This window comes from Butyrivibrio sp. AE2015, from assembly GCF_000420825.1.
Taxonomy (GTDB): domain Bacteria; phylum Bacillota; class Clostridia; order Lachnospirales; family Lachnospiraceae; genus Butyrivibrio.
The window spans coordinates 21351-32137 of the sequence record NZ_ATVR01000037.1; the positions used below are offsets into that span (position 1 = coordinate 21351).

General features: G+C 39.4%; 9 protein-coding genes. All 9 read left to right on the forward strand.

Annotated elements, in window-relative coordinates:
• The first annotated feature begins 2 nt into the window (after positions 1 to 2).
• The 9 genes from G585_RS0114045 (at position 3) to G585_RS0114085 (ending at position 10128) form a co-directional block, all read left to right on the forward strand.
• Positions 3 to 845, forward strand: a complete 843-nt coding sequence (locus G585_RS0114045) for an NAD(+)/NADH kinase (RefSeq protein ID WP_022775841.1) — start codon at positions 3 to 5, stop codon at positions 843 to 845.
• A 27-nt stretch (positions 846 to 872) separates the two neighbouring features.
• On the forward strand, positions 873 to 1328 hold the full coding sequence (gene argR / locus G585_RS0114050) for an arginine repressor (RefSeq protein WP_022775842.1): 456 nt from the start codon (positions 873 to 875) through the stop codon (positions 1326 to 1328).
• 49 nt (positions 1329 to 1377) lie between these two features.
• Positions 1378 to 3069, forward strand: a complete 1692-nt coding sequence (recN, locus tag G585_RS0114055) for a DNA repair protein RecN (protein ID WP_022775844.1) — start codon at positions 1378 to 1380, stop codon at positions 3067 to 3069.
• 4 nt (positions 3070 to 3073) lie between these two features.
• Positions 3074 to 3727 (forward strand): DUF1836 domain-containing protein, encoded by a 654-nt coding sequence (locus G585_RS0114060; protein ID WP_022775845.1) that lies wholly within the window; start codon positions 3074 to 3076, stop codon positions 3725 to 3727.
• A gap of 13 nt (positions 3728 to 3740) precedes the next feature.
• Positions 3741 to 6242 carry a UvrD-helicase domain-containing protein gene (locus tag G585_RS0114065; protein WP_022775847.1) on the forward strand — a complete coding sequence of 834 codons (2502 nt, stop codon included), beginning with the start codon at positions 3741 to 3743 and terminating at the stop codon, positions 6240 to 6242.
• Between the two features lie 90 nt (positions 6243 to 6332).
• The gene (locus G585_RS0114070; RefSeq protein WP_022775848.1) at positions 6333 to 6599 is read left to right on the forward strand and encodes a hypothetical protein; all 267 of its coding nucleotides are present in this window, start codon (positions 6333 to 6335) and stop codon (positions 6597 to 6599) included.
• A gap of 10 nt (positions 6600 to 6609) precedes the next feature.
• Positions 6610 to 8013 carry a 23S rRNA (uracil(1939)-C(5))-methyltransferase RlmD gene (rlmD, locus tag G585_RS0114075; RefSeq protein WP_022775850.1) on the forward strand — a complete coding sequence of 468 codons (1404 nt, stop codon included), beginning with the start codon at positions 6610 to 6612 and terminating at the stop codon, positions 8011 to 8013.
• Between the two features lie 678 nt (positions 8014 to 8691).
• Positions 8692 to 9129, forward strand: coding sequence for a DUF4869 domain-containing protein (locus G585_RS0114080; RefSeq protein ID WP_022775851.1), 438 nt, complete (start codon positions 8692 to 8694; stop codon positions 9127 to 9129).
• Between the two features lie 21 nt (positions 9130 to 9150).
• Positions 9151 to 10128, forward strand: a complete 978-nt coding sequence (locus tag G585_RS0114085; RefSeq protein WP_022775852.1) for a translation initiation factor 2 — start codon at positions 9151 to 9153, stop codon at positions 10126 to 10128.
• Positions 10129 to 10787: the final 659 nt, after the last annotated feature.

A 10787-nucleotide genomic window follows, 5' to 3' on the forward strand; every position in this document is an offset into this window, starting at 1 on the left:
AGATGCACAATTTTTGCATTGTCACAAACAGGAGCAAGGATGTCAATCTTGACATCACTAATTACATTAAAGAATATCTTGAAAAGAACGGAAAAGAATGTATTATAGCAGAGAGCACAAAGATCCGTGATGATAAGCACACAGGTAAAGAGTTTCAAAGTTCTATACCTGAAGATTCAGACTGCTGTATAGTGCTTGGAGGAGACGGGACCATGCTTCAGGCTGCCAGAAGTGCAGCGCGCCTTGATATCCCTCTTATTGGTGTTAATCTTGGAACACTGGGATATCTTGCTGAAGTTGAAAAGAGCGGTATTGACGATGCTCTTGAGAGGATCCTTGCAGGAAAGTATGAGATAGAAGACAGGATGATGCTCTATGGAAGCATGAATGGTCAGGAGGGGTATTGTCTAAACGATATCGCGATCACCAGATATTCATCTATCAAGGCCGTAGATTATGAGATCTATGTCAATGATCTTTTATTGTGCAATTACCATGCAGATGGAATCATAATTTCTACTCCGACAGGCTCAACAGGTTACAATATGTCAGCAGGTGGCCCGATTGTGGAGCCTTCTGCCAATATGATATTGATAACTCCTATCTGCCCTCATACGCTTAATTCCAGAAGCCTTGTATTATCGGCAGATACCAAGATTGAAGTTGGAATTGGCGGCTTTAGGGACGGTATAAACCAGAAGGTTGTAGCTTCTTTTGATGGAAGCGGAATAATCGAGATGACTACCGGAGACAGGATTGGTATAAAGAAATCCAGTAAAACTACTAAGATATTAAAGCTTAACAGAGTAAGCTTTTTGGAAGTACTGGGGGAAAAATTCAGATAAATAAGTATTAGAGAGAGGGGAATCGTAATGAAAAGAAACAGACATGATAAGATAATTGAGATCATAGCATCAAATGTTGTTGAGACACAGGAACAGCTTGCAGCTCTTTTGAAAGAGGCAGGATATGACGTTACACAGGCTACTGTATCAAGAGACATAAGACAGATGAAGCTTGCCAAGCAGGCAACAGAAGATGGTAAGTATAAATATGTTTATACCACTGCAGACAGCGATGCCATGCAGGATAAATATGTAAGTGTGTTAAGAGCGGGATATTTGAGCATGGATGTTGCTCAGAATCTCCTTGTAATAAAGACTGTGTCAGGAATGGCTATGGCGCTTGCAGCAGCTATTGATGCATTGGATTTTCCACAGATAGTTGGATGTATTGCAGGTGATGACACTATAATGATTGCTATAAAGACCAGCGAAGAAGCAGTTGAGGTTATGGAAGAACTGCGTTCGCTGATGGGAAGAAAATAAGTAAAAAAGTTTTTAGCATGGCGGGGTCCTCTTTTGTGAGGAGAAAAATATGTTATATAGTTTACACGTAAAGAATCTTGCTCTTATTAAAGAGCAGGAAATTGAGTTTTCAAAGGGACTCAACATTTTAACCGGAGAGACAGGCGCAGGTAAATCAGTAATTCTTGGCTCTGTCAATCTGGCACTTGGCGCTAAGGCTGATGGAAGTCTTATCAGAACCGGGGAAGAATATGCGCTTGTAGAGCTTGTTTTCGGAGTTGAAAATGAACTTCAAAAGAAGCTTCTTTTGGATATGGACATACCTGTTGAGGAAGACGGAAATGTTGTTATCCAGAGGAAAATCATGCAGGGACGCAGCATCTCCAAGGTTTGCGGCGAGACAGTGACCACAAGGCAATTAAAAGATATTGCCAGTGTTCTTATCAATATTCATGGACAGAATGATCATCAGGAACTTCTTCACAAGAAGAAACACATGGAGATTCTTGATGATTATTGTTTGGACAAATTGAAGCCTCTTTTTGAAAAGCTATCGACTGAGTATTCAAGGTTAAAAGAACTTGAGAAGGCCCTTGAAAGTACCAATATGGACGAGGCAGCAAGACTGCGTGAGCAGGAGCTTCTTGAATTTGAGACAGGTGAGATATCCGATGCAGAAATAGTTGTTGGCGAGGATGAGAAGCTTGAGACCAAGTACCATAAGATGGTGAACAGCCGCAGGATTTCTGAGGCGGTCGGAGTGGTATCTTCTATGACAGGGTCAGGCGATGGCGATGAAAATGCATCAGACATGATTGGAAGAGCAGTCAGGGAATTGTCGTCAGTTGTTTCCTATGACAAGGACTTAGAGGACCTTTTATCACAGCTTTCTGATGTGGAGAATCTTTTGACTGATTTTAATCATGCCCTTTCAGGTTATCTTGATGATCTTGAATTTGACGATGAGGATTTCAGGACAACAGAGGATAGGCTCAACACCTTAAATCATTTGAAGGATAAATATGGCGGCTCTTTGGAAAAAGTTCTTGAGTACTACAGTGAAAAGATAGCCCGCCTTGAGACATTATGTGATCTTGATGCCAACAGAAACAAGATGATAGCTGAGATAGCGACTCAGAAGGAGAAAGTTCTTTCTCTTTGTAAAAAGATATCAGATATCAGGAAAAAGCAGGCTTTAGTTTTACAGGAAAGCTTAAAGGATGCGCTAATAGACCTTAACTTCATCGATGTCAAACTTGAGATAAGGATTACCAGTGATGAAGATAAGATATCGGCACGAGGCTATGATGATGCTCAGTTTATGATATCAACTAATCCTGGTGAGAGCCTGCGCGCTATGGACCAGATAGCAAGTGGCGGTGAGCTTTCAAGAATCATGCTTGCCCTTAAGACAGTGGTTGCTGACAAGGATGATATCAATACACTTATTTTTGATGAAATAGATGCGGGAATAAGCGGAAAGACAGCCTGGAAGGTATCCAAAAAACTTGGAGAGCTTTCAAAAGAGCATCAGATCATCTGCATTACACATCTTCCTCAGATCGCAGCTATGGCTGATACCCATTTCATGATTGAAAAAGGTCTTGAAGATGGAAGAACTGTAACAAATATTTACAAATTAAAAGAAGATGATGGAACAAAGGAACTTGCGAGACTCCTTGGCGGAGACGAAGTTACTGAGGCAAGTTTACAAAATGCGAGAGAGATGCGCCAGCTAGCGGAAGAAACTAAACGAGGATAATGAAATGACAATCGACAATGATGATCTTTTAAATAGTGTTATGGCTTCACTGGGGAGAATTGATACAATTTCCCTGTCAGATATGCCAAACATTGACCTGTATATGGATCAGCTTACAACTTTCATGGATGAGAGACTTAAAAAGACAACAAGGTATCCGGATACAGACAAGATACTGACAAAGACCATGATCAATAACTATGCCAAGAATAATCTTTTGCCTCCTCCTGTAAGGAAGAAGTATTCAAAAGATCATCTGATACTGCTCATTTTTATTTATTACTACAAGAGCATATTGTCTATAAACGACATACAGACACTTATTGAACCTTTAAAAGAAAGATTTCATATAAGTGACGATGAGTTTAATTTAAGTAAGATCTATGAAACTACCTATGAGCTTCAGAACGAAGAGCTTGAACCGGTAATGGAGGATCTTAAAAAGAAATATGCCAGATCACTGGAAACATACGAAGATGCGGATATTTCTGAAGAAGAGAGAAAACGCATGCAGATGTTTTCTTTTATAACTCTTTTATCCTATGATGTTTATGTAAAAAAACTTCTGATAGAGAAGATACTTGATAACGTTGTCCTTGACGAGAAAGAAAATGGCAGCAAAAAGGATAAAGCGAAGGACAAGAAGAACAAAAAATAAGGAATAAGATTTAATGGGAATTTACGATACACTTAATGCGCAGCAGAAAAAAGCTGTGCTTCAGACAGACGGACCTGTGCTGATACTTGCCGGAGCGGGTTCCGGAAAAACAAGGGTTTTAACGCACAGGGTTGCCTATTTGATAGATGAATGCAATGTCAATCCCTGGAACATCATGGCAATCACTTTTACCAATAAGGCAGCAGGTGAGATGCGTGAGAGGGTTGATAAGATAGTAGGATTCGGAGCAGAGAGCATCTGGGTTTCAACTTTTCATTCAAGCTGCGTAAGGATCCTTAGAAGATATGCTGACAGACTTGGATATGGAAATAACTTCACAATCTATGACACAGATGATTCCAAGTCTCTTATGAAAGATATTTGTAAAAAATATCAGCTTGAGACTACAACACTTAAGCTTCGCGGAATCATGGGAAGCATTTCAAAGTGTAAGGACAATCTGGTTACAACCAATGAGTATGCATTAAACACTCAGAATGAATATAACAAGGTTCGAATCTCCAAGGCATATACAGAGTATCAGAATGCTCTTAAAAAGAACAATGCCATGGATTTCGATGACCTGATCTTTAATACTGTTGAGCTCTTTAAAAAGAATCCTGATGTTCTTGAATATTATCAGGACAGATTCCGTTATATCATGGTGGATGAGTATCAGGATACCAATAATGCCCAGTTTGAGTTCATTAGACTTCTGGCAGATAAATACAGGAATCTATGCGTAGTGGGTGATGATGATCAGAGTATCTATCGCTTCAGAGGAGCCAATATCAGGAATATTCTTGACTTTGAAAAGGTATATCCTGATGCGACAGTAATAAAGCTTGAGCAGAACTACCGTTCAACGCAGCAGATCCTTGATGCAGCCAATGCAGTTATCGGAAACAACTACGGCCGTAAGGAAAAAGCTCTTTGGACTGAAGAAAAAGACGGTGAAAAGGTTCACCTTCGTCAGTTTGATACTGCATATGATGAGGCTGAGTTTATTGCTGCAGACATAGGAAAACTTAAGAGAAACGGTAAGCTTTCTTTCAGCGATACAGCTGTTTTATACAGAACAAATGCTCAGTCCAGACTTATAGAAGAGCGATTTGTTCATGAGGGAATTCCTTATGACATCGTCGGTGGTACGAACTTCTATTCCAGACGAGAGATAAAAGATCTTTTGGCTTATCTTAAGACTATTGATAACGGCAGAGATGACATTGCAGTTAAAAGAATAATAAATGTGCCAAAGAGGGGCATTGGCGCTACTACACTTGAGTATGTGCAGAATTATGCGGATGAGAGGCAGATAAGCTTCTTTGATGCCCTGTGCGAAGCGGACCAGATAATGGCTGTTAGCAGAAGTGCTTCAAAACTAAAAGACTTTGTAACTATGATAAGGGCTTTCAGGACCAAGCAAAAGTCCTACTCTTTGGAAGAACTTCTCAAAGACGTTATAGACATTACAGGTTATATGGACTTTTTGAAGACGTTGGATGATGACGATGACAGCGGAGACAATGACAGAGCTGCCAATGTGGACGAGCTTATATCCAAGATCGCAGCATATGAGGAAAATGATGAGGTTGAGGAACCAACTCTTTCAGGCTTCCTTGAAGAAGTTGCCCTTGTTGCTGATATAGACAGGATTGGAGAGGACAATGAGAAAGTTCTTCTTATGACTCTTCACAGTGCCAAGGGACTTGAGTTTGAACACGTTTATCTGGCAGGAATGGAAGAAAATGTTTTCCCTTCATATATGACATTGCAGACTGAAGATTCTGATCCGGAAGGAATAGAGGAAGAGCGAAGACTTGCCTATGTTGGAATTACCAGGGCAAAGAGAAACTTAACTCTTACAGCGGCAAAGCGCAGAATGGTAAGAGGAGAGACCTGGTTTAACCAACTCAGCAGATTTGTAAAAGAGATTCCCGGTGAGTATTTAGACAGGGAGAAACCACAGCTTGATAAGCCGGCATTTCTTTTTGATGATGGCGACTCTATCGATGAATACGAGGGAGTTGAGGACACCTACGGAACTTCTGGAAGATATAGTGATGAGGACGATTCCTATCGCAGTTCCGGAAGATACGGCAATGGAGATTCCTACGGAAAATCAGGCGGATATTCCGGTATTGGCGTAAAGTCATCCTACCAGAATAAGAACTTTGGAAACGATAATGGCGCGTCTCAGCTTTCTAACAGTTACAAGATAAAAGCAAAGCCTGCGCCTAAAAAGCCAAGGGCTGTTCCACAGAGTAAGCCATATATTGCGACAGCAGCCAAGACTCATGTCAAAGGCTCTCTTGCAGGTATCTCCAAAGGCATGCCTATGAAGACTGCAAAGCCTGAATATGAGACAGGGGACAGAGTTTCTCATATCAAATATGGTATTGGCACAGTCACTTCTTTGGAAGAAGGACCTAGAGATTACAAGGTAACAGTTAATTTTGACGATTGCGGACAGAAAATCATGTATGCCGCTTTTGCAAAATTAAAAAAGATGTGAGTAGACCAGAATTCTCAGTGAAGTAATGAATGAGCTTGGAATTATGGTATACTGATATTAATAAATTTTTCTTATAGAAAGGGGTTACTTATGGAAGTAAAAACAAAGATCGATGACATTATTGAAATGACACGTATTAACGAACTTCTCGACAAGAGAGAGGCTGCAAATGCTAAGAAGCCTTCCAACGTGATCCTGTGGTGTTTGGCTGTTCTTGGTTCTATTTCAGCGGTTGCGATCATTTCTTATCTTGTTTATCGCTACATGACACCGGCATTTGAAGATGATTATTATGATGATGACTTCGATGATTTCGAAGATGACTTCGACGACGATGACTTCATCAAGGAAAGTTAAGAATTAAAAAGTGAAGAAAAAAGAAGTTTATACAGGAATAGTAAAAAGGGTTGAATTCCCTAACAAAGGAATAATAGAGGCTCCTGATGGGAAGATCGCTGTTAAGGGCGTTCTTCCTGATCAGAAAGTTTCAGTACAGATACAGAAAGTAAGAAATGGTAAGGCAGAAGGAAGACTTTTGGAAGTCTTAGAAGAAGCTCCTGACTGCATTGAAAGCCCATGCATTCATTTCGGAAAATGCGGTGGCTGCAGTTACCTTACAATGCCTTATGTTAAGGAACTAGGCCTTAAGGAACAGCAGGTAAGAAGCTTACTTAAGCCTGCAGTAGAAAGAAATACTACAAGGTTTACCTGGGAGGGCATCAAAGTAAGCCCTATTAAGTTTGCCTACAGAAATAAGATGGAGTTCTCATTTGGTGACGAAGTCATGGGAGGACCCCTTTGTCTTGGCATGCACAAAAAAGGAAGCTTTTATGACATTGTAACTGTCAGCGGCTGCAGAATTGTCGACGATGATTACAGGGCTATCCTTTCAGCAACACTGGATTATTTTTCACCTATGTATGACAGAAAAGAAATCTCTTTTTACCATAGGATGAAACAGGAGGGCTACTTAAGGCATCTCCTTGTTAGAAAGGCAGTCAGAACCGGAGATATCCTGGTTGACCTTATCACAACAACTCAGGAAGAGCATGATCTTACAGGCTTTAAGGAAGCTCTTTTAAACCTTGAGCTTGAGGGAAGGATCACAGGAATCCTTCACACAAAGAATGATTCTCTTGCTGATGCTGTAATCGATGAAGGCACTGAGATCTTATATGGTCAGGACTTTTTCTATGAGCAGCTTTTAGGCCTTAAGTTCAGGATCACTCCTTTCTCATTTTTCCAGACTAACAGCTTAAGTGCTGAGGTTCTGTATCAGACAGTAAGAGGCTATATTCAGAGTCTCTACGATCAGAAGAACATAAAGCAGGATGGCGTAATTTACGACCTCTATTCAGGCACCGGCACAATAGCGCAGCTTCTTGCGCCTGTTGCCACCAAAGTTATTGGTGTTGAGATCGTTGAGGAAGCAGTTGAAGCCGCGAAAGAGAATGCAAGGCTTAACCACCTCGATAACTGCGAATTTATCGCAGGCGATGTGCTTAAGGTTCTGGATGATATCGAAGTAAAACCTGATCTTATTATCCTTGATCCGCCTCGTGACGGAATTAATCCTAAGGCTCTTACCAAGATCATAAATTATGACGTAAACTACATTATTTACGTCTCCTGTAAACCAACATCTCTTGCCCGCGACCTGGAAATCTTCCAGCAGAACGGCTACATGATGAGCCGCGCCGTAGCTGTGGATCAATTCCCGTGGACAAGCCATGTAGAGACGGTTGTCCTGCTTACTAAGACAACCGCTTAACCATGCGGGTTTGAAACGGTTTTAGAAGGAAACATGTCGACTAAAATCGAAGCAAAAATTATGTACTTATGGCGTACAAGTACATTTGGGGGATAGGAAAAAAGACCTATCTGCGGACAATGTTTCTGTACGCAAATATATAAGGATTTTATATCGTACGCCAAGATGTATCTTGATGGCTTTTGAGGAAGATAACTCCGCGGAGAGGTATCGAGAAGAGGCATAGGTATTGGCGGACGTGAAAAAAGGATTGAGAGCTCACCATATTGTGGTGGGCTTTATTTTTTTGGACGGAGCTAGAATACAAGTAGTACGGTTTATCTGAAAAAAAATAGATCTTAATAGTATTTTAATGGAAATAGAGAATTGTATACAAATGTACTAGGTATTTTGCCAGGGCCCTATTGTTCATTTATCCCATATATGAGTAATAATGCTTTTTGCAATGGTAGTTGTATCTTTTGTGTCAGCGTCAATAACAATTGCATTTTGATCTGCCACATTATCTAAAAAAACACATTGATAATCGTACCATTGTAGTGCATACTGTTTGCATTTTTTGCAACAACCATTTTGTACATTTGTAAAAATGATATAGTTCCGATGATAGGCGAAATGATGCTATAATATCATAAGATATACGGAAATAATGAGACTTCATTTATTAGGTGAACAAAAATGCTAAGAATATTTTTTGGTGAAAAAGAAGATGTAATGCATGGACCATCATGGTTCAGATTCAATTATGATGAAGAATGGCTGGCAGATCCTTTTGTGGAAGAGATGATGACTGATATAGATAAGTCACATTATAAGGGAGGACAGCTGATAGAAAGTGATGTTTTAGGACCAATTCCACCAGAGAAACTATCCGGTGGATTGCAAACTCTGATTTGCATTTATAAAAGACCTGATCTTGTTTTTAATGCCACAAGCTGTGGCGAAAACTGTGCAAAATGGCTTGCAGAGATTGGCAGAAGAGAGGATATCACCATTAATCTTAGGTATTATATGCCCTTTGATGATTGCAACGATATAGAGATTGAAATTCTTAATGATAATATCAAAGTAACAAATGCCAAGGATTATATGCATGAAGCATTAAAATATGTTTGATGACTAGGAAGTATTTTATATATGAAGAATAAACATCATGTAGTTGTTGAATCAAAACGACTAAAATATGAATTTGATATAAAGAGGAATATTACTGTTATTCAAGGCGATAGCGCTTCTGGAAAGACTACTCTTTTGGATCTATTGGGGACGCATTCTAGATATGGAAAAGAGAGTGGCATTAGTGTACAGTCAGATGTTCCTTGCGTGGTATTTGGTGGAGATGCTAGTCTTTGGAAGATTATTTTGGAAGCTTATCAAGATAGCATAGTGTTTATAGATGAAGATTATCCATTTATATATTCCAAAGATTTTGCAGAGTTGGTACAGGCTTCTTCAAATTATTTTGTTTTGATTACAAGACAGCCTCTATATAATCTGCCGTATAGTGTTCAGGAAATCTACGGCATCAGAACAACAGGTAAATACCACTATCCAGAGCAAGTTTATCATGAGTTTTACAGAATTTATGATGATTCAAATGAAACACTGGATAAAGAAGTTCTAGTGTTGGTAGAAGACTCAAAGTCGGGATATCAGTTCTTTTCTAAGGCATTCAAACAAGGCGAGTGTGTGAGTGTAGAAGGAAACTCACAGTTTGTTGGAAAAATCGAGAACGCCGAAGAAAATAAGAAAGTGGTTGTAATTGCTGATGGAGCAGCCTTTGGTGCCTATGTTGCCAAGGTCACTACTATAGCAAAAAGTAGAAAAGATGTAATGCTATATTTCCCAGAGTCATTCGAATGGCTAATTCTCAAATCAGGAGTAATTGGAATTAAGGACTTGGATGATATACTTGCTGAGCCTGAGAAATATATTGAAAGCAGGGAGTTCCTTAGCTGGGAGAGATATTTCACTGATCTGCTTATGACAGCAACTGCTGATGATAGCATTAAGAAATATGATAAGAGCCAGTTAAAGCCTTATTATATTGAAGGCAAGAACAAAGATGCTATTATCGCTGTTTTACCTGAAGAGTTAAGAAAAATCATGGGGTAAATAGGACTTATTTGTCCGCTATTTCTTAACCCCTTCACCGCAAACTATGTAAAAAGGGGTGAACATACCAAAGCCTAGTATCTACGCAGTATGTTTAAATTGTCTGCAGTAGTACCGCATGTTGAGACGGTAGTACTGCTAACCAAAGTAGATTAAAAGAATTACTGAAAAAGCCTAAATAATAAGGATTCCGATAGAATACCCTAAAGTTGGAGAGTTCTTTCGGAATCTTTTTTTACTGCTTTACTAGTAGTTCTGTATACTGGGACATGTAGGGGGAAACTGAATAACTATTAGTATTGCATCGGTTAAAGGCAAGTATTATCAAAAGGTAGACCCAAAGCAGGTGTTACTATTCACAGATAAATGAAAGTGAAGAATGAAGCTCACATCAGTAGGCTTTATTTTTATTGTTGAAACGGTTAGAATCTTTGTATTAAGCAAATCGGGATTTATTGAGATGATAATGCTAGAAAGGAATAATAAAGAATGAAATGCATTCATTGTGATATTGAAATGATTACTGCAAGTATGGATACAGGACTCACAACGGGATCTTTATTCTATATTTGGAAAAAAGAGAAAGGGGTCTTTAGTTCCACAAAAAAATCTGAAGTCAAAGTATATGTATGTCCTGAATGCGGGTATATAGAGCTTAG